Origin of the sequence: Leifsonia shinshuensis (assembly GCF_013410375.1) — a bacterium.
Lineage (GTDB): Bacteria > Actinomycetota > Actinomycetes > Actinomycetales > Microbacteriaceae > Leifsonia > Leifsonia shinshuensis.
Genome location: NZ_JACCFL010000001.1, coordinates 2,628,436 through 2,646,979, shown reverse-complemented (window position 1 = coordinate 2,646,979; position 18,544 = coordinate 2,628,436). Strand labels below are relative to the sequence as shown.

Here is an 18,544-nt window from a genome sequence, read left to right as displayed (position 1 = left end):
GGGCACCGTGGTCAGGCGGTTCAGCCCTTCGTGCGGGCCGCCCGTCGCCGCGACGCGATGATCGCGATGCCGGTCCCGGCCAGGGCCAGCAGGCCGGCCAGCGGCGCGAGCCAGGTCAGGACGTCGCTCCCCGTGTAGGCCAGCGGATGGTTCGGCGCCGGCGGGTTGACGATGGCCAGGTGGATGGCCTCCACGACCGCGGTGGACTCCGCCGAGTGCACGGCGGCCCCGGCAGGGTCGGTCGCGTCGGCGGTGGCCGTGTTCCTGATGCTTCCGGAGGCGTAGTCGGCGTCGGTCGACCGGTAGTCGGCGGTGCAGGTCAGGGTCGCGCCCGCGGCCAGGGTGGCGTCGGCCGGGCACGTCACCGTCAGCGGGCCCCCGCTGCCGGAGAAGCTCTGCTCGGTGATCCCCACCGCGGTCAGGGTCACGTTGCCGGTGTTGGTCACCACGAAGGAGTACGTGATCGGCTGGCCGGCGCCGGTGATGGTGGCCGGGTCGGCCTTCTTGTCGAGCGTCAGGCTCGGCGACCGATCGGCGGTCACGTCCGCCGTCGCAGCCGGGCTCGTCACGGCTCCGGCCACCGCGTCCTGCCCGTCGGCCACGGCCGTGTTCGAGATGGTGCCCGCGTCGATGTCGGCCGCGGTCGCGTCGTAGGTCGCGGTGCACTGCACGCTGGCGGCCGGCGCCAGGGTCGTGGTCGGGCAGTCAGGCGTCGGGGCGGTCCCCGTCCCGGTGAAGGCCGTCTCGGTGACGCCGATCCCGGTCAGGGTCGTGTTGCCGGTGTTGGTCACGGTGTAGGTGTAGTGGACCGTGTCGCCCGTCTTCGCGATCGTCGCCGGACTCGCCGTCTTCGTCAGTGTCAGGGAGGCGGCCCGCGGTGCGTTCGTGAACGTGCAGATCACGGAAGGCGACTCGCCGGCGTAGGTCGCCAGCGCGAAGGAGACCGTCGTCCCGCTGCCCGTGATGGGGAACTGCGGGTTGCCCGGGTTCAGCGTGTCCACGCAGGTGTACGTCGAGACGTACTGCGCCAGGTTCGTCGTTCCCATCGCGGACTCGCTGGCCGTGTACGTGTCGCCGTACCGGGCGAGCGCCGGGCCGGCCTGCAGCACGCGACCGTCCGCGTCGTGCTGCAGCCCGGTCGCGGTGCCCGTGGTCACCGCCGCGGCGGGGAGGCTCACCGAGGGGCCGGTCACGTGCAGCGCGAACTGGTCGGTCGGGTTCACCCGCGCGACGACGTTCTTCTGCGCGCTGACGGCGGGTGGGAAGGCGCAGCTCGCCAGGTCGACGAGCCCGACTCCCGCCGGTCCCGTCAGCGCGGCGGGGAGCGGAGTCAGGTTCCCGTCCAGGGCGCCGGTGCCGGGGTCGATGGAGAAGACGCCGTTCGTCCCGCCCTGGCTCAGGTAGAGCGTGCCGTTGCCGTCGAAGGCGATCCCGTTGACGGCGGCCCCGCCGGGGACCGCGAAGGTGCTGAGGAGCGCCGGGGAGAGCGTCCCCGCCTGCGCGGAGGTCTGCGGGAGCGGAGCGCTGATCGCCTCCAGCGTCCCACCCGTGGTCGAGGAGGTGACGATGTAGAGGTTGCCTCCGCCGTCGAACGCGATGTCGCCGTTGAGCTGACCCGGGTTGGGTACGAACGTGACGAGCGGGTTCGGGCTGATCATCTGATCGGTCTTCGTGTCGAAGCCCCAGAGCTGGCCGGCGCCGACATCGCCGAAGTAGTAGATCCCGGTCGTGGGATCGACCGCCCCGGCCGTCACGGTCGAGCCGGGCGCCGGCTTGCCGGAGTAGACCGTCCAGGCGCCGGTCGCGGCGTCGTAGCCCTGCACGATGGTCCCGCTGTCCGAGGCCTGGAAGGCCGCGGTCCCGCCGATCGCGACGCCGAGTGCGTTCGGCAGGACGCCCGGGATCGTTGTCGTGGACTCCACCGCGGCGCTCAACTGCGCACCGCCCACGGAGGAGCCGTCGATGCTCACCAGGTCCGCGGAGCCGGGGACCCCGGACGCCGCAGGCACGACGCCGTAGAAGGTGGTGCCGGAGCAGTCGAGCGTCCCTGCGGCCGTCGCCGGGCCTGCCGGACCGGAGGTCGCGGCCAGCGACACCAGGACTCCGACGACCGTCGCGAGGATCAGTCCGGGGCGAGCCGCGCGTTTCGCGGCGTTCGCGGATGTGGGCATTGCCACCCTTTCGTTTCGTTGCGTCAGCGCGCATCGCGGGAGGCGAGTCGCGTGAGGGGTTTATAGCAACGAGGCGAGGGCGGCATGTCGAGGCCGTCGAGTGCGATATCCCGGGAAACAGGGAGATTCCGCGGGTGCCGGCCCCGGGATCCGGAGGAACCCCGGTCCGGCACCGCCAGGATTCACCCGCGGGTTAGCACGCCGAAGACGATATGAGCGCCGGAATGAACACCGGGATTCATGTGTTCCGGTATCCGCCGATCAGGCCCAGCCGAGCTCGTGCAGCCGGTCGTCGTCGATGCCGTAGTAATGCGCGATCTCGTGCACGAGCGTCACGTGGATCTCGTCGCGGAGCTCGTCCTCGTTCGCGCAGATCGCCAGCAGCGGCTCGCGATAGAGGATGATGCGGTCCGGCATCTCGCCGAAGCCGTAGGCGCCGCGCTCGGTCAGGGCGACGCCGTCGTACAGGCCGAGCAGGTCGAGGGAGCCGTCCTCCGGGCGGTCCTCGACGACGAAGACGACATTGTCCAGTCCGTCGACCATTTCATCGGGAAGCTCGTCGAGCTCGTCGGTCACCAGTCTCTCGAACGCCTCGGCGTCCAGGTGGAGCGGCATTGTCACCAGGCCCCGGCGACCGCGGCATGCAGGTCGAGCAGGCCGGCGGTCCGTTCGGAGGGCCCGCGGCCGAAGCCGCACTCGGTGGCGACGCCGAACCGTAGGCGCGCGGTCGCGGCCGCGGCGGCCCGGCGGAGCGCGCCGTCGACGCCGTCCTCGTGGTGGAGCAGGCCGAGGTAGAGCTCCGTCGTCTCCGGGAGGTCGAGCGGGGCCAGGGGCGCGAAGTACGCGGCGTCGTCGCGCTCGATCGGCACCGGGAGGTGGAAGAAGGCGATCGGTCGCGGCGCGTCGGCGAGGATGCCCGCGATGACCGCCGCGAGCCACCCGGCGTCCGCGGGCTGCACGAAGTGGTGCTCCTCCACGTCGCCGTAGCAGAGGTGGTAGCCGACCTCCACGTCGTCGGGCACGGCCGCGGCCTGGCGCACGGAGCGCGCCACGACGCCGTCCAGCACCGCGTCGGAGCCGGGGTCGGCGAACCACGGCTCGATCCGTCCCTCCAGCAGGGCGAACTCGACGGCGGTGTCCCACTGGATCGCCAGGTCGTCGTGCGGGATGCCGTCGAGGATCCGGTCCAGCTCGCCGAACAGCGCGCGCTCGTAGGCGGGCTCGAGCGCCGCCCGGTCCTCCGGGACCACGAAGGCGCCGATGACCGCGGCCGGCGTGGGGAGCGAGACCTGGAAACGCGTGCCGTCGGCGATGACGCCGGCCGCGCGCTGCCGCGCGAACTCCGCGTAGGACGCCAGCGCGGCCTCCGCGTAGCCGAGGTCGGGGAAGACCAGGTCGCTCGCGGCGACCCCGTCGTCGAGCCGGAACGGCCGGCCGTCGAAGACCTCGCGCAGGTAGTAGGGCTCGACCGGGATGCGGGAGAGCCCGGCCATCGTGTCGAACCGCTTGGTCTGGAACTGGATCCAGTAGAAGCGTTCGCCGACCTCGCCATCCGGGATGCGGCGCAGTCGGTCGCCGAGGTGCTCGCTCACGGTTCGGAACACGGTGGCCGCGTCGGGGAGATTGACGCTCCCGACGAGGTGCGCGCCGCGGATGGCGGGCGAGCCCCCTCCGCTGGGAATGGTCGCTCCGCTGGGAATGCCCTCTCCGTTGGGAACGGCAGAGGGGACGGGGGCCTGGCCGGTGCTCACCTGCGTGAGTCTACCGGCGCGGCCGCCGTCCCCTCTGTCTGTCCGAGCCGGAGCGGCTCAGTACCAGTTCATGGCCTCGGAGTGGCTCCACGCGCTGCACGGGGTGCCGTACGAGCCCTTGATGTAGGAGAGGCCCCACTTGATCTGGGTGGTCGCGTTGGTCGCCCAGTCGCTGCCGAACGTGGCCATCTTGCTGCCGGGCAGCGCCTGCGGGATGCCGGTGGCGCCGCTGCTGCCGTTGGAGGCCTGGTAGTCCCAGTGCGACTCCTTGGTCCAGAGGCTGTTCAGGCACTGGAACTGGTCGCCGCCCCAGCCGTAGGTGCTGGCCATGATGGACTGGGCTGCGGCACGGGCGCCGTCGGGTGTGTTGGCGTTCGCCTGCGCGGCGGCGGCCGCGGCGGCAGCGGCTGCAGCAGCGGCGGCGGCCTTCTGGTCGGAGGCGACACCGGCCGCGGCCAGAGCGGCGGTGGCGGCGTCGGTGGTATCGATCTGCTTGCGCAGCTGCGAGTCGTCCAGCTTCTTGTAGCCGTCGAGCCCGGCGATCGCCGTCTTCGCGGCGGAGGTGGCGGCGGCGACGTCGGCCTTCGCGCCGTTCGCCTGGACGGTGGACTCGGCCTTGGTCAGGCTCTGCTGGGCGACGCCCTCGAGGCGGTCGCGCCAGAGCTTGTCGTAGACGCCGAGCTGGTCGTGGTGGATGCCGGTCGACTGCGAGAGCTCCTGGGTGGCGCGCTCCGACTCCTGCTGCTGGGCGATCATCGGGGCGATGATGCTCGCCGACATGATGATGGCGGCGGCGCTGGAGATGACGCGCCCGACCGAGAGGTTGGACGAACGGACGGCGTGGCTGAGAGTGTTGAGCATAGATTTCCTGGATCGGGCTTCCCCGCCAGGCCGCGCGGCATCCCGGGCGGGAGGCGCGCACGGCGGAGAACGCTCGCGGGGGAGCGCTCTCGGACGGGCTGGCAACCGCGCCGGGATGCACGGAAGCGCCACGGGACCGGGCGGTCGGCGAGGCGCGGCGTTCGACGCGGGTGTGCCGCACCAGGTTTTCGGGGGTGACGTCCGGGGGTTCGGGGGGTTGGACGCACGGCGCAGCACGTGACGGCGATCTCTGCCGTCGTCCGACTACGCTAGACGCCTACTCTGGACGACTCGGGTACGAACCCTGGAAAAGTCGTGTGCACGCCCGCTCTCGGCGTCCTTCCGCGGGCGATCCCGCGGTGAATCCTGATAGCCCGGTGTGCGCGCCCGCCCGCCTCAGCGGCCGTAGGTCGCGTGGTCGCGCTCGTCGGCCTCCTCGGCCGCCGTCTCGGCCGCGGACATCCGCGCATCGGTGACCCAGATCATCCCGATCAGCATCGCCAGCGCGATCGCGCCCATGCTGAGAAACACCGCGGGGATGCCGAAGAACTGGGCGATGACGCCCGCCGCGGCGGCGCCGAGCGGCATGGTTCCCCAGGCCAGCAGGCGGTAGGCGGAGTTCAGCCGGCCGAGCAGCCGCTGCGGCGTGACCCGCTGCCGCAGCGACACGGTGATGACGTTCCAGATCGAGACGGTGATGCCGCCGAGGAGGAATCCGGCGCCGATGATGTACGGGTTCGTGGTGAACGCCGGAGTGGCGACCGTGAGGAGGGACCCGAAGACCGTGAGCAGCAGCGCCCGGGAGCGGCCGAACAGTCGCTCGGCGGGCTCGGCGAGGAAGGTGCCGGCCACGCTCCCGAGCGCCGAGGCGGTGAGCAGCAGGCCGTAGCCGGGGTCGGTGAGCTTCATCGCGGACCCGGGGCCGACCGCATAGAGCACGAACACGGTGAAGACGGCGCTGCTGGCGAAGTTGAAGCCGCCGACCATGATCGCCAGCGTGCGCAGCAGCGTGTTCCCGCGCAGGAAGCGCAGCCCCTCACCGATGTCGGCGCGGATGGTCGTGGTGCGCGGGTGGTCGGTCGTGAAGCGGCCGCGGACGAGGAGGAGCATCCCGATCGCGGCGACCCAGAGCAGCACGGGCGCGCCGAAGGCGACGCCGATGCCGGCCGCGACGAGGAACCCGCCGAGCGGCGGCCCGACGAACTGGTTGGTGGTGAGCTCGGCGGCGTAGAGCCGGCCGTTGGCCCGGGACAGCGACTGCTTGCTCACCAGTTGCGGGAGGATCGACTGCGACGAGGTGTCGTACACGGTCTCGGCGACGCCGATGCAGATGGCGGCGGCGTACAGCATCCAGATCGACCCGGCGCCGGCGACGGCGGCGATCGTGAGGAACCCGAGGAACGCGGCTCGGGCGATGTTGGCGGCGAGCATCAGCCGGCGCCGGTCGTACCGGTCGGCCAGAGCCCCGGCGAGCAGGGCGAACACGAGCCACGGCAGTGTGAAGGCGAACGTGAGGCCGGCGATCAGGGCGGGGGAGTCGGTGTACCGGATGGCGACCAGCGGCAGCGCGACCTTCATCACGCCGTCGGCGAGGTTGGAGAGGGCCGACGAGGTCCACAGCGTCCAGTAGCGCGCTCCGAGGGGTTCCGATGCCACGTGCTCCACCCTGGCACGCCGATTGAGAAATCTCAATCGATATCAGAGAACTCAATCGAGCGGGTATCCTCGGGGCTATGGCTGCTCCGACACCCGCCGAGGCCGCGCGCAACGTGCCCGGCCCGTCCGCCGACCCGGACGCCAAGCGACGCCCCGCCACCGCCCGGGAGATCAAGGCGTTGTCGCATCCGCTCCGGGTGCGCATCCTGCGGTTGTGCGGCGACCACGAGCTGACGAACAAGCAGCTCGCCGACCGGCTGGGGGAGGACGCCGGCACGGTCTACTATCACGTCCGCCAGCTCGTGGCGGCAGGCTTCCTGGAGCCGGCGGAGGTGCGGTCGGGGGAGAGCGGCGCTCTGGAGAAGCCGTACCGGTCGACCGGGCGGAGCTGGTGGCTGTCGATGGCGCTCGATGAGCAGGACACCGGCCGCACCGTGGCGCCGGTGGAGGCGTTTCAGCAGGAGCTCGCGGAGGCGGGGCCGTCCTCCATCGCGACGTTCGCGCGGTTCTCGCTGCACCTGTCGCCGGAAGATGTCGAGGAGCTGGATCGCCGCATCGTCGCGGTCATCGACTCGTATGTGGAGACCGACCACGAGCGCAGTCACCTGCCCGCGCACGGAGGCATCTTCGTCCTGCACCGCAGTGCGGAGTGAAACGCTGAAGGGCACGTCTTCCGACGTGCCCTTCAGTCCTTTGGGGTGAGTAACGGGGCTTGAACCCGCGACCTCCTGGACCACAACCAGGCGCTCTACCAGCTGAGCTATACCCACCATGTTCCGCGTCCGGTTCGGCAGCTGTGCTGGCCGTTCCGTTCGAGGCAACTCATCGATTCTAATACATCCGGGAGGCCCATTTTTCCACCACGCCCGCGGCGGCCGCCTGGGTCTCCTCGGTGGTGGGTCCCGGCTCGCCGACGAACGCGGCGGCGCGGTAGTAGTCGAGCTCGCGGATGGACTCGAGGATGTCGGCCAGGGCGCGGTGGCCGCCGTTCTTCTCGGGGGCGTTGAAGTAGATCCGCGGGTACCAGCGCCGGGCGAGCTCCTTGATCGAGGACACGTCGACGTTGCGGTAGTGCAGGTGGTTGTCGAGGCGCGGCATGTACTTGGCGAGGAACATGCGGTCGGTGCCGATGGTGTTGCCCGCGAGCGGCGCGCTGCGTGCGGTCGGCGCGAACTTGAGCACGTATTCGAGCACCTCGTACTCGGCCTCGGCGAGGCTCTTGCCGTGCGGGATCTCCTCGATGAGGCCGGACGTGGTGTGCATGTCGCGCACGAACTCGCTCATGTTGGCGAGCGCCGAGGCGTCCGGCTTGATGACGATGCTGATCCCCGGGTCGAGCACGTTGAGCTCGAAGTCGGTGATGACCACGGCGATCTCGACGAGTTCGTCGACCTCGAGGTCGAGTCCGGTCATTTCGCAGTCGATCCAGACCAGTCGATCACTTGAGGCAGCCATGCCCGCAAGTCTAGTGCGGGCCTCCGACCATCCGCGGCTGGCCGGCGAGCGGCTGGCTGCGCACCGGGAGCGCCTCCGGCAGTTTGGGGCTGAGCCCGTCGCCGGACGAGATCCCGCGCAGCCGCCGGGCGGCCCACGGGATGGCATGGACGCGCAGCCAGGTGCGCAGTGGGAGGTCCTCCGGCGGAGCGGGCGGCTCCTCCACGACACCGGCGGGCGCCTCCGTGCTCTCCGTCGACGTGGTCTCCGCGTACGGGACGCCGAGCGCGTGGGCGGCGTGCGCGGCGAGGAGGCGGTGGCCGCGCGAGCTGAGGTGCACGCGGTCGGCGCCCCACATCGTCGGGTCGCGGAACTCGCGGACGCCCCAGACGTCGAGGACGACCGCGTGGTGGTCGCGGGCGATGCTCCAGATGTTCGCATTGAAGACCGCGGCGCGGCCCCGGAACGGCTTGAGGAAGAACGCGAACTGCGGGTCGAAGAGGTTGGCGAGCAGCACGGTGGTGCCGTGGGCGCGCAGCATCCGCACGCCGTCGGAGAGCCGCTCGGCCAGGGCGTCGGGGTCGGCGGTGGGGCTCATCAGGTCGTTGGCGCCGACCAGGACCGAGACGAGGTCGGGTCGCAGCGCGAGGGCCCCGGGCACCTGCTCGCCGACGACGTCGGCGATGCGGCGGCCGCGGACGGCGAGGTTGGCGAATTCGACGGTCCGGCCGGACAGGCGGGCGTCGCCGTCCAGGATCCCCGCCAGCCGGTCGGCCCAGCCGAGCCAGGCCCCCGGTCGTGCGGGCGCGGGATCGCAGAGCCCCTCGGTGATCGAGTCGCCGAGGGCCACGTAACGCGTGTAGGTGGTCCTGCTCACGCCCCGATTGTCGGTCGCCGCGGTGACGTGCGGGTGACGCGGCGGGCTCCGTCGCGGGATGGTCGCCGGGAATTCGCCGGACGTACACTGGTCGTCGTGGATGCGACACCCGCCGTTGACCGTCCCGTCACCCGGGACGTCGCCCTGACCCTGTACACCTCCGCGTTCTGCGAGCCCTGCATGCAGACCAGGGCGGTGCTCGCCGAGGCCGCGCGCCTGGTGCCGGGCCTGCGCGTGACGGAGCGCGACGTCGCCCGCGACCCGGCCCGCGCGGAGTCCGACGGCATCCGCTCGACCCCGACCGTCATCGTCCTCGGCGACGACGGGTCGGAGGTGTTCCGCGCGGAGGGCGTGCCCACCCTCAACCAGGTCCTGGTCGCCGCCGCCCGCGCCCTCTGACCAGCCTCAGCACCGCGCGAGTACGCGCGAAATCAGGCCAAAACGGTCGAGTCCGCAGATAATCTGCGTACTCGGCGGTTGCGAGAGCTGCTCCGGCGCGGTGGTGCCCCCGGCAGGAATCGAACCTGCGACCAAGAGATGAGAAGCACCGCGAGAGCTGCTCCGGCGCGGTGGTGCCCCCGGCAGGAATCGAACCTGCGACCAAGAGATGAGAAGCACCGCGAGAGCTGCTCCGGCGCGGTGGTGCCCCCGGCAGGAATCGAACCTGCGACCAAGAGATGAGAAGCACCGCGAGAGCTGCTCCGGCGCGGTGGTGCCCCCGGCAGGAATCGAACCTGCGACCAAGAGATTAGAAGGCTCCTGCTCTATCCGCTGAGCTACGGGGGCGCGGCCTCCACGATACCGCAGCCGCTCGGCCCTACAGCGTCGCCCCGGCCTTGCCCGCCCGGTTGACGATCGCGATCACCGGCCGGCGTCCGCGCAGTCCGAACCGCAGGCGGAGGCTGGCGTGCCGGGCGATCATCCACGCGACCAGCACGGCCGCCGCGGCGGGCACGAGCCCCGAGATCATCATCGCGACGTGCGGGCCGGCGGCCTCCACCACCCAGCCCATCAGCGGGCCGCCGATCGCCTGGCCGCCGAGCAGCACCAGGATGTAGAACGAGATCACCCGGCCGCGGATCTGCACGTTGGACGACATCTGCACCAGCGAGTTCGCCGCCGTGATGAAGAGCAGGTTGCCCACCCCGATGCCGACCAGGAGCACGCTGAAGGCGATCTCGCCCGGCGCGAGGCCCGCGAGCGCCTGGACCACGCCGAGCGCGGCGGCGGTCCCCACCACCATCGACAGGCGCACCGAGGTGCGGCGGGTGGAGGCGAGCGCGCCGGCCAGCGCGCCTGCGGCGACGAGGGCGTTGAACATCCCGTAGCCCTGCGCTCCGACGTCGTACACGTCGTTGGCGTAGGCCGCGAGGAAGACCGGCATGTTGAACGCGAAGACCGCGAGCACCGCCACCATAACGACGGTCCAGAAGATCACCGGCTTACGCCGCACGTAGCGCATCCCCTCGGCGAGCTGGCCCTTCCCGCGGGGCGCCGCGGGGGAGTGGTGGAGCTCGTCGCGGCGGAGGCTGAACAGTGCGCCGACGACCGCCAGGCAGGCCGCCGAGTTGATCACGAACGACCAGCCGCCGCCGACCGCGGTGATCAGGATGCCGCCGAGCGCCGGGCCGATCAGGCCGCCGAGCTGGAAGATCGACGAGTTGAGACTGATCGCGTTGCGCAGGTAGCGGGGCCCGACGAGCTCGTTGACGAACACCTGGCGCGCCGGGTTGTCGACCACGGTGACGAGGCCGAGCACGAACGAGATCGCGTAGACGTGCCACACCTGCACCGCGCCGGTGAGTGTCAGCGCGGCGAGCAGCGCTGCCAGTGCGGCCGCCGCCGTCTGGGTGCAGATCAGCAGCCGCTGCTTCGAGTAGCGGTCGGCGATGACGCCGCCCCACAGCCCGAAGACCAGCATCGGCGTGAACTGCATGAAGACCGTCACGCCGACGGCTGCGACGCTGCCGGAGAGCTGCAGCACCAGCCAGTCCATCGCGATGCGCTGCATCCAGACGGCGGTGTTGGCGACGAGGTTGCCCGCGGCGAACCGGCGGTAGTTGGTGACGCGCAGCGAGACGAAGGTCTCGCGCCACGGCGGGCGTGCGCTGAGGACGGGCATGGGGCCGGTGGGCGGGGCTGCTGCTGCGGTGGAGTTCGCCACGGGTGTGTTCCTGCGTTCCTGGTTCCGTATGGGTGTTCGTCGGTTCCCTCTCCACGCTACGGATTCGGCGGTATTCTGTCAGCGAATTGAAGCTATAACTCCCATTGGCTTTCCGAATAGCACGCGAGCGGAGCACCACGACGATGTTCGACCCCGTCCTCCTGCGCACGTTCCTCGCCGTGGTCGACACGCGCTCCTTCACGCGCGCGGCCCAGCGGCTGGGCATCAGCCAGCCGACCGTCAGCCAGCACGTGCGGCGGCTGGAGCAGGCGGCCAAGCGGCAGCTCGTCGCCCGCGACACCCGCGAGGTGCGGCTGACCGACAACGGCGACGCGATGGCGGGGTTCGCCCGAACGATCCTGGCCGCGCACGCGGAGGCGGACAGCTACTTCAGCGGATCGGCGATGCGCGGGCGGCTCCGGTTCGGCGCGGCCGACGACCTCGCGATCACGACCCTGCCGCGCATCCTGCGGCATTTCCGGCAGCAGAACCCGCAGGTCAACCTGGAGCTCACCGTGGACCAGTCCGGCCCGCTGCACCGCCGGCTGAAGGCCGGCCAGCTGGACCTGATCTTCATCAAGCAGAACCCGGGGACGACGGACGGCACCGTGGTCGCGACCGACGAGCTGGTCTGGATCGGCCAGGAGAAGACCGCGCTCGATCCCGACCAGCCGGTGCCGCTGATCGCCTACCAGGGGCCGAGCCTCAGCCGGCAGATCACGATCGAGGCGCTGGAGTCCGCGGGCCGCACCTGGCGGATCACGTGCAACACCCGCGAGGTGAACGGCGTGCTGGCCGCGGTCCGCGCCGGTCTCGGGGTGGCGGTGTTCCCGCGCTCGCTCATCCCCTCGGACCTCATCAAGGTCACCAACCGGTTCAGCCTGCCGGAGCTCGGCCACGTGGACTTCACCCTGCTGTCGAACCCGTCGGCGGCGCGCGAGCCGGTGGAGGCGCTCACCACGGCGATCCTCGCCCGGGCGGTCACGCGCGTGCCGTGACCGGCGCTCAGCCCTCCACCGGGATCCGGTCCGGGTCGGGCGGCCGCACTCCGCCGTCCGCCGACCGCTGCCGCAGCAGCAGCGCCACGACCGGGAAGATCAGCACCGACAGCATCCCGGCCCCGACCAGGGCGGTCGCCGTCCCCGGGCTCAGGTCGTGGTCCTTCAGCCCGATGTTCGTCACCGCGACGATGATCGGCAGGCCGGTCGCGCTGAACAGCGTGAGGGACGCCCGGTCGGCGAACGTCGAGCCGCGCGGGGCGGCGAACGAGCCGGGGACGCCGCGCACGATCAGCAGGAGCACCAGGAAGATCGGGAGCAGGAGCAGCGCGTGCGGGTCGGCGAGGAGCCCGCGCAGATCGAAGGTGATCCCCGTCTCGATGAAGAACACCGGGACCAGCACGCCGAACGCCACGGCCTCCAGCTTGGTCTCGATGAGCCGTGCGTCGGGCTCCGCGGCGCCCGACAGCAGGACGCGGACCACGACGCCCGCGGCGAAGGCGCCCAGCAGCATGTCGAGGCCGAGCGCCAGGCTGAGCCCGACCAGCGCGGCGATGGCCAGCACGACGACGCGCACAGCGAACTGCCCGCTGGTGTGCAGCGTGGCCCGCACGAGCGCGTGGAACCGCGCGTGGCCGCCCCGCGCGGCGAACCACACTGCGGCGGCGGCGACCACGGCGAATCCGATCAGCACGAGCGCGGCGGCCAGAGGCCTGCGGCCGCTGAGGAACAGCGAGATCGCCAGCAGCGGGCCGAACTCGCCCACCGCGCCGACGGCCGTGGCCGCGAGGCCGAACGGCGTCCGCAGCTCTCCGGCGTCGCGCAGCATCGGCATGAGCGTGCCGAGCGCGGTGGAGCACAGGGCGATCCCGACGTAGACGCCGGCGATCGGCGTGGGCGCGAGGAGCACGCCCAGCAGCACGCCGACCGCCAGCGAGACGATCCAGCCGAGGGAGGCACGGCGCAGCGGGCGTCCGCGGATGGCGGAGAAGTCGATCTCGTTGCCCGCCATGAAGAACAGGAAGGCGAGGCCGAACTGCCCGACCGCGTGCAACGCGTCCGACGCCGGGATCCAGCCCAGCACGCTCGGCCCGGCCAGGATGCCGAGCAGGATCTCGAAGACGACGAGGGGGATCTTGGCCACCCTCCCGACCGCCGAGGCGACTAGGGCGGCGACCACCGCCAGCAGCGGCACGAGGACGATCGTTCCGACGAGCGGGTTCATGCGGCCGATGCTAGGGCGAGCGACGGTCGCGCGGGGAGTTCACACGCACGAAATCCGCGCGCACTATCGTTGCAGCATGCGTGAACTCCAGGCCAGGATCATCGACGAGCTGAACGTGACGCCGAGCGTCGACGCCGCGGAGGAGGTCGCCGAGCGCGTCGACTTCCTCGTGCAGTACCTGAGGGCGACCGGCGCCTCCGGCTTCGTGCTCGGCATCAGCGGCGGGCAGGATTCCTCGCTCGCCGGCCGGCTCTGCCAGCTCGCCGTCGAGCGGCTCGCGGAGGAGGGCGTCGCCGCCGAGTTCATCGCGGTCCGGCTGCCCTACGGCGTGCAGCACGACGAGGACGACGCTCAGCTCGCGCTCTCCTTCATCCGCCCGCAGCGCACGATCACCTTCAACATCAAGCCCGGCGTGGACGGGGTGGACGACGAGTTCGCCGTGGCCGTCGGCGAGACCCTGAGCGACTTCAACAAGGGCAACGTCAAGGCCAGGCTGCGGATGGTGGCCCAGTACGCCATCGCCGGCCAGCGCCGGCTGCTCGTGGTCGGCACCGACCACGCGGCGGAGGCCGTGACCGGGTTCTTCACCAAGTACGGCGACGGCGGCGCGGACGTGCTCCCGCTGAGCGGGCTGACCAAACGCCAGGGCCGTGCGCTGCTGGAGTACCTGGACGCCCCCGCGCGGCTGTACGAGAAGGCGCCGACCGCCGACCTGCTCGACCACGAGCCCGGCCAGACCGACGAGGCCAACCTCGGCATCCGGTACAGCGACATCGACGACTTCCTCGAGGGCAAGGAGGTGCCGGACGAGGTGGCGACGGCGATCGAGACGCGCTACCTCGCGACCGAGCACAAGCGCCGGGTGCCCGCCAGCAAGTTCGACGAGTGGTGGACCCTGCGCGGCGACTACAGCCGCTGAGCCGCTGAGCCGCTGAGGCGCGGGGCGGGCGCCGAGCCCGCGACCGGACGACCCGTGGCATGACGAAGGGCGCCGACCGGATGGTCGGCGCCCTTCGTGTTCCGTGGTGGGTGGCCCGGAGGGGTTCGGTGCGCCGGGGTCAGCCGACGGGCTGGCCGAAGCGCGGGTTCGGGGTGGTGTCGTTCTCGTCGCCGGCGGCGGCGAACGCGGACACGGGGAGCGGTGCGGCGTCGTTCGTTGCGGCCTCCGTGGGGTAGTTCACAGCGGCGAACGACGGCTCGGCGGCCGCGGGAGCGGCAGGGGCGCCGGTCTGCCGGGCGTACTGCGGGGCGGGGACGGCGGCCTCGGCGGCGGGTGCGGCCGCTTCGGGCGCGGCGGCCGGAGTAGCGTACTGCTCGTGGTGCTGCTGGGCGACCCACGCGTCCTGCTGGGCCACCAGCGAGGTGCTCGGGTCGGCGCTCTCGAAGCGCCAGCGCTCGAGGTCGCTCTGGAAGATGCGGCGCGCGCGGCCCGGCTTGTTCTGCCACTCGATCAGCCGGTCGCGGAACTCCGCGATGGCCGGGTCGAGCTGGTAGCCGAACGTCGCGGACGCGCGCTTCATCTCGGCGAGCTGGTGCCCCGCCCAGTTGGCGGCGACGCCGGCGCCCTTGATCGGCAGGAGCCGCACGAGGATGTCGGCCTGGCCGACGGCACGGTCGGAGAGCACCTGCTCGGCCGGGGTCAGGGAGTTCCAGACGGACGCCTCGGTCGCCGCGTCGACGAGCGCGGCGATCGCGCTGGCCTTCTGCTGACGGTCGGTGCGGGAGAGGAGTCCACGGAGGGCGCCGCGCGCGATCCACGCGGCGAGCAGACCGGAGACGATGACGGCGATCGCGAGGACCGCCGCGTTGAAGACCGCGGGCTGCGCGGCCGACGAGTTGAGCCAATCGACGAAGTCATTCCACCACTGCATGCGGTGATGGTAACGGGACGGACCGGTCGGTCCGGGCAGCGGCGGCGCTGTGTCGCGCATCCGGTCGGCGGACGTCGTGGTGCGCGTCGGGTGGAGAATGGACCGCAGATCGATCGAAGGGATGGACCGATGCAGACTTTCGTGCTCGCCGGCGGGTGCTTCTGGTGCCTGGACGCCGTCTACCGCGTGCTCCGCGGAGTGCAGGACGTGGTGTCCGGCTACACCGGCGGCGCCACCGTCGACCCGAGCTACGAGGAGGTCTGCACGGGCACGACCGGCCACGCCGAGGCGGTCGCCGTGACGTTCGACCCGGAGGTCATCCCGGCCGAGGTGATCCTCGATGTCTTCTTCACGCTCCACGACCCGCGGCAGCTCAACCGGCAGGGCGCCGACGTCGGCACCCAGTACCGGTCCGCGATGTTCTTCGACGGCGAGGACCAGCGCGCGCTGTTCGAGGACGCCCGCGACCGGGCGGCCGAGTACTGGGAGGGTGGCGTCGTGACGACGATCGAGCCGCTCGGGCCGTTCTACCGCGCCGAGGAGTACCACCAGGACTTCTTCGCGAAGAACCCGGGCCAGGGATACTGCCTGGCGGTCGCGCTGCCGAAGGTGAACAAGATCCGCGCGTCGTACGCGCCGTATGTGACCGCCGCCTGAGCGCTGCGGCGCCGGGCTCTTTCCGTGGCAGCCGGGTCTCCTTCCCAGCCGGGCGGATCGGCGGGTTCTCCACCGATCCGCGACGGGCCCGTCCCGTGGCCGGGGCCCCGCGGCACAGTGGACTCACGGCCTCGGGCGAGGCCGGGAGACGGGGGAGAGCATGAGCGAATCGGTGGCGGTACGGGGCACGGTGGCGACCAGCCCACGGCATGTGACGCCGGAGGCCGGGAGCGCGATCACGAGCTTCCGGCTCGTCACGGACGACCGCGCCGCGCGGCCGGCCGGCGCGCAGCAGCCCGCCGGGCCGGGGCAGGATCCCCGCCGGGGCGCCCGGCGCGACCCGGAGTCGAACTGGTTCACGGTGACGGCGTTCGGGGAGCTCGCCGTCAGCGCGGCGGCCTGCGTGGCGCGCGGCGACCCGCTCGTGGTCACCGGACGGCTGCGGGTGCGCGATTGGGCGGGTGAACAGCTCGGCGTGACGGTGGAGATCGAGGCGGAGGCCATCGGGCACGATCTGGCCAGGGGGCGCAGCAGATTCACCCGGTCCACGCGCGCGCTCGCCCTGACGGACGCGCCAGGAGGCCGGGGAGATCCCACAGGGAGCGACCCCTAGGGTGGACAGCATGAGAGCGCCCGTCCGACCCGCCGCCGTCCTCCTCGCGGGCGCGGCCGTCGCGGGGGCGCTCCTGCTCAGCGCCTGCACCGGCGTCGGGGAGGCGTCGCCGTCCGCAACTGCGCCGCACACCACGGCGTCCGGGACGCCGGCGCCGTCGCCGAAGCCGACCGCGAGCGCGCCTCCCGCGCTCGTTCCCGGCGGAACCGCGGAGCAGAACCTCGCGTTCTTCGACGCGGTCAACCGGGCCACCATCGCCGCCAAGCCGGGCGCCCAGGGCCGGGACTTCATCGACGGGCTCGTCGCGGCCGGGTTCACGAAGGCCGACATGCAGGTCACGCCGGACACGACCTCGATCGGGCTGAAGGCGGCCTCCATCCAGTTCTCGGTGAAGTTCGGGGACAGCTGCGTGATCGGCCAGTACGGCCCGGACGGCAGCGGCTACACGAGCCTCACCAGTCCCGCCCTTGCGACCGGAGGCTGCCTGATCGGCCGGACCCGGCCGATCGACTGGTAGTTCCCGGTATCCTCGTACAGGGCTTCGAGCCCGGCGAGTCCAAGACAGGGAGTTCAGGAAAAAGAGTGGCCGAATACATTTACTCGATGGTCAGGGCCCGCAAGGCCGTCGGCGACAAGGTGATCCTCGACGACGTGACGATGGCGTTCCTGCCCGGAGCCAAGATCGGCGTCGTCGGCCCGAACGGCGCCGGAAAGTCGACCATCCTGAAGATCATGGCGGGCCTCGACACCCCGTCGAACGGCGAGGCGAAGCTCTCGCCCGGCTACACGGTCGGCATCCTGATGCAGGAGCCGCTGCTCGACGAGAGCAAGACGGTCCTGGAGAACGTCCAGGAGGGCGTCGGCGAGATCAAGGACAAGGTCGACCGGTTCAACGAGATCTCCGGGCTGCTGGCCGACCCGGACGCCGACTTCGACACGCTGCTCGCCGAGATGGGCACGCTCCAGGAGCAGATCGACGCGGCCGACGCGTGGGACCTCGACTCCCAGCTCGAGCAGGCGATGGACGCCCTGCGCTGCCCGCCGGGCGACTGGCCGGTCAACACGCTCTCCGGCGGTGAGAAGCGACGCGTCGCGCTCTGCAAGCTGCTGCTGCAGAAGCCCGACCTGCTGCTCCTCGACGAGCCGACCAACCACCTCGACGCCGAGAGCGTGCTCTGGCTCGAGCAGCACCTCGCCAAGTACCACGGCGCCGTGCTCGCCGTCACCCACGACCGGTACTTCCTCGACCACGTGGCCGAGTGGATCGCCGAGGTCGACCGCGGCCACCTCTACCCGTACGAGGGCAACTACTCGACCTACCTGGAGAAGAAGCGCGAGCGCCTCGAGATCCAGGGCAAGAAGGACGCCAAGCTCGCCAAGCGGCTGTCCGACGAGCTCGACTGGGTGCGCAGCAACGCCAAGGGTCGCCAGGCCAAGTCCAAGGCCCGTCTGGCGCGCTACGAGGAGATGGCGGCCGAGGCGGAGCGCACCAGGAAGCTCGACTTCGAGGAGATCCAGATCCCGCCGGGGCCGCGCCTCGGCCAGATCGTGATCGACGCCAAGAACCTGCAGAAGGGCTTCGGCGACCGCGTCCTCATCGACGGCCTGAGCTTCACGCTGCCGCGCAACGGCATCGTCGGCGTCATCGGCCCGAACGGCGTCGGCAAGACGACCCTGTTCAAGACGATCGTCGGGCTGGAGCCGCTCGACGGCGGCGACCTGAAGGTCGGCGAGACGGTGCAGATCTCCTACGTCGACCAGACCCGCGGCGGCATCGACCCGAACAAGAACGTCTGGGAGGTCGTGTCCGACGGGCTCGACTACATCCAGGTCGGCAAGACCGAGGTCCCCTCGCGCGCCTACGTCTCCACATTCGGGTTCAAGGGACCGGACCAGCAGAAGAAGTCCGGCGTGCTCTCCGGCGGTGAGCGCAACCGCCTCAACCTGGCGCTGACGCTCAAGCAGGGCGGCAACCTGCTGCTGCTCGACGAGCCGACCAACGACCTCGACGTCGAGACGCTCTCCAGCCTGGAGAACGCGCTGCTCGAGTTCCCTGGCTGCGCGGTGGTCATCACCCACGACCGGTGGTTCCTCGACCGCATCGCGACGCACATCCTCGCCTACGAGGGCACGGAGGAGAACCCGTCCGACTGGTACTGGTTCGAGGGCAACTTCGAGGCCTACGAGGAGAACAAGGTCCAGCGCCTCGGTCCGGACGCCGCCAAGCCGCACCGCTCCGCGTACCGCAAGCTGACCCGCGACTGAG

Annotated in this window: 18 protein-coding genes and 2 tRNA genes; 8 read left to right on the top strand and 12 right to left on the bottom strand. The window is 71.2% G+C overall.

What is annotated here, in order from left to right; translation table 11 throughout:
- Window positions 1-20: 20 nt before the first annotated feature.
- The 5 genes from HNR13_RS12835 to HNR13_RS12815 all read right to left on the bottom strand — a co-directional run bounded on the left by HNR13_RS12835 (window position 21) and on the right by HNR13_RS12815 (window position 6,439).
- Complete coding sequence (locus tag HNR13_RS12835) at window positions 21-2,171, bottom strand: DUF7507 domain-containing protein (RefSeq protein WP_179606306.1); 2,151 nt, start codon at window positions 2,169-2,171, stop codon at window positions 21-23.
- 261 nt (window positions 2,172-2,432) lie between these two features.
- Complete coding sequence (locus HNR13_RS12830; RefSeq protein ID WP_179609439.1) at window positions 2,433-2,786, bottom strand: metallopeptidase family protein; 354 nt, start codon at window positions 2,784-2,786, stop codon at window positions 2,433-2,435.
- 2 nt (window positions 2,787-2,788) lie between these two features.
- A complete protein-coding gene (locus tag HNR13_RS12825) occupies window positions 2,789-3,922 on the bottom strand; it encodes a hypothetical protein (protein ID WP_343063544.1) in 1,134 nt (377 codons plus the stop codon).
- A 57-nt stretch (window positions 3,923-3,979) separates the two neighbouring features.
- On the bottom strand, window positions 3,980-4,783 hold the full coding sequence (locus HNR13_RS12820; protein ID WP_179606304.1) for an aggregation-promoting factor C-terminal-like domain-containing protein: 804 nt from the start codon (window positions 4,781-4,783) through the stop codon (window positions 3,980-3,982).
- Window positions 4,784-5,179: 396 nt separating this feature from the next.
- Window positions 5,180-6,439 (bottom strand): MFS transporter, encoded by a 1,260-nt coding sequence (locus HNR13_RS12815; protein ID WP_179606302.1) that lies wholly within the window; start codon window positions 6,437-6,439, stop codon window positions 5,180-5,182.
- Between the two features lie 77 nt (window positions 6,440-6,516).
- Here HNR13_RS12815 and HNR13_RS12810 point away from each other — a divergent pair, with 77 nt between their 5' ends.
- Window positions 6,517-7,092: an ArsR/SmtB family transcription factor gene (locus HNR13_RS12810; protein WP_179606300.1), complete on the top strand. Its 576-nt coding sequence runs from the start codon at window positions 6,517-6,519 to the stop codon at window positions 7,090-7,092.
- A gap of 41 nt (window positions 7,093-7,133) precedes the next feature.
- Here the strand turns inward: HNR13_RS12810 and HNR13_RS12805 are convergent.
- From HNR13_RS12805 to HNR13_RS12795, 3 genes are all read right to left on the bottom strand, one after another.
- A tRNA-His gene (locus tag HNR13_RS12805) sits at window positions 7,134-7,209 on the bottom strand.
- A 61-nt stretch (window positions 7,210-7,270) separates the two neighbouring features.
- Entirely contained in the window at window positions 7,271-7,894 is a 624-nt protein-coding gene (orn, locus tag HNR13_RS12800) for an oligoribonuclease (RefSeq protein WP_179606298.1), read from the bottom strand.
- Between the two features lie 10 nt (window positions 7,895-7,904).
- Window positions 7,905-8,750, bottom strand: coding sequence for a GDSL-type esterase/lipase family protein (locus HNR13_RS12795; RefSeq protein WP_179606296.1), 846 nt, complete (start codon window positions 8,748-8,750; stop codon window positions 7,905-7,907).
- 96 nt (window positions 8,751-8,846) lie between these two features.
- Here HNR13_RS12795 and HNR13_RS12790 point away from each other — a divergent pair, with 96 nt between their 5' ends.
- A complete protein-coding gene (locus HNR13_RS12790) occupies window positions 8,847-9,149 on the top strand; it encodes a thioredoxin family protein (protein WP_179606294.1) in 303 nt (100 codons plus the stop codon).
- Window positions 9,150-9,460: 311 nt separating this feature from the next.
- Here the strand turns inward: HNR13_RS12790 and HNR13_RS12785 are convergent.
- Both HNR13_RS12785 and HNR13_RS12780 read right to left on the bottom strand, forming a co-directional pair.
- Window positions 9,461-9,536: transfer RNA gene (locus HNR13_RS12785), tRNA-Arg, on the bottom strand.
- Window positions 9,537-9,567: 31 nt separating this feature from the next.
- Window positions 9,568-10,872 carry an MFS transporter gene (locus tag HNR13_RS12780; protein ID WP_179609437.1) on the bottom strand — a complete coding sequence of 435 codons (1,305 nt, stop codon included), beginning with the start codon at window positions 10,870-10,872 and terminating at the stop codon, window positions 9,568-9,570.
- 185 nt (window positions 10,873-11,057) lie between these two features.
- Between HNR13_RS12780 and HNR13_RS12775 the strand changes: the two genes are divergently transcribed.
- On the top strand, window positions 11,058-11,912 hold the full coding sequence (locus tag HNR13_RS12775) for a LysR substrate-binding domain-containing protein (RefSeq protein ID WP_179606292.1): 855 nt from the start codon (window positions 11,058-11,060) through the stop codon (window positions 11,910-11,912).
- Between the two features lie 7 nt (window positions 11,913-11,919).
- On the opposite strand, the gene HNR13_RS12770 is transcribed toward HNR13_RS12775, so the two are convergent.
- Window positions 11,920-13,137, bottom strand: a complete 1,218-nt coding sequence (locus HNR13_RS12770; RefSeq protein ID WP_179606290.1) for a cation:proton antiporter — start codon at window positions 13,135-13,137, stop codon at window positions 11,920-11,922.
- Window positions 13,138-13,213: 76 nt separating this feature from the next.
- Here HNR13_RS12770 and nadE point away from each other — a divergent pair, with 76 nt between their 5' ends.
- A complete protein-coding gene (gene nadE / locus HNR13_RS12765) occupies window positions 13,214-14,056 on the top strand; it encodes an ammonia-dependent NAD(+) synthetase (protein ID WP_179606288.1) in 843 nt (280 codons plus the stop codon).
- 139 nt (window positions 14,057-14,195) lie between these two features.
- Here the strand turns inward: nadE and HNR13_RS12760 are convergent, their stop codons facing one another.
- Window positions 14,196-15,008 (bottom strand): hypothetical protein, encoded by an 813-nt coding sequence (locus HNR13_RS12760; protein WP_246312757.1) that lies wholly within the window; start codon window positions 15,006-15,008, stop codon window positions 14,196-14,198.
- 129 nt (window positions 15,009-15,137) lie between these two features.
- Here HNR13_RS12760 and msrA point away from each other — a divergent pair, with 129 nt between their 5' ends.
- The 4 genes from msrA to ettA all read left to right on the top strand — a co-directional run bounded on the left by msrA (window position 15,138) and on the right by ettA (window position 18,543).
- Window positions 15,138-15,665: a peptide-methionine (S)-S-oxide reductase MsrA gene (gene msrA / locus HNR13_RS12755; RefSeq protein ID WP_179606286.1), complete on the top strand. Its 528-nt coding sequence runs from the start codon at window positions 15,138-15,140 to the stop codon at window positions 15,663-15,665.
- A 160-nt stretch (window positions 15,666-15,825) separates the two neighbouring features.
- Entirely contained in the window at window positions 15,826-16,278 is a 453-nt protein-coding gene (locus HNR13_RS12750; RefSeq protein WP_179606284.1) for a single-stranded DNA-binding protein, read from the top strand.
- A gap of 10 nt (window positions 16,279-16,288) precedes the next feature.
- Window positions 16,289-16,795, top strand: a complete 507-nt coding sequence (locus tag HNR13_RS12745) for a DUF6993 domain-containing protein (RefSeq protein ID WP_179606282.1) — start codon at window positions 16,289-16,291, stop codon at window positions 16,793-16,795.
- A gap of 65 nt (window positions 16,796-16,860) precedes the next feature.
- Window positions 16,861-18,543: an energy-dependent translational throttle protein EttA gene (gene ettA / locus HNR13_RS12740; RefSeq protein WP_179606280.1), complete on the top strand. Its 1,683-nt coding sequence runs from the start codon at window positions 16,861-16,863 to the stop codon at window positions 18,541-18,543.
- Window position 18,544 lies beyond the last annotated feature (1 nt).